This window comes from Vogesella urethralis, from assembly GCF_007644045.2.
GTDB lineage: Bacteria > Pseudomonadota > Gammaproteobacteria > Burkholderiales > Chromobacteriaceae > Vogesella > Vogesella urethralis.
In genome coordinates this window covers 1-317 of the sequence record NZ_VMDW02000072.1, presented here as the reverse complement: position 1 = coordinate 317, position 317 = coordinate 1, and the positions used below count along the sequence as shown (strand labels likewise).

At 66.9% G+C, this 317-nt stretch carries 1 protein-coding gene; it reads right to left on the bottom strand.

The window, feature by feature from the left end:
* The coding region (locus tag FLQ03_RS07100) for an Ig-like domain-containing protein (RefSeq protein WP_144374149.1) at positions 1 to 317 on the bottom strand (317 nt) is incomplete at both ends.

Below are 317 nucleotides of genomic sequence, written 5' to 3'. Positions count from 1 at the left end.
GCCGCATCGGTGGTGGTCACTTTGGCGTCGATCACCTTGTCGGCGTCGGCGGCCAGGTCGCTGCCGGCCACGTTGATGCTGAAGGTGTTACCCGCTTGTACGGTGCCGGTGTAGGCCTTGTTGTTGACGGTCAGGGTGACGGTGTCGCCCACCTTCACGTCGCCACCAACGGTACCGGTGACGGCGATGTCCTGTTTGGACTCGGCCGCGTTGAGCACGTCGTCGGGGGTGATGTTGGCGTCCAGGGTGATGCTGGCTACCGGTGCGGCGGTGTCGACGGCGACGGTGTCGCTGCCGGCGCTGCCCGGGTTACCGGC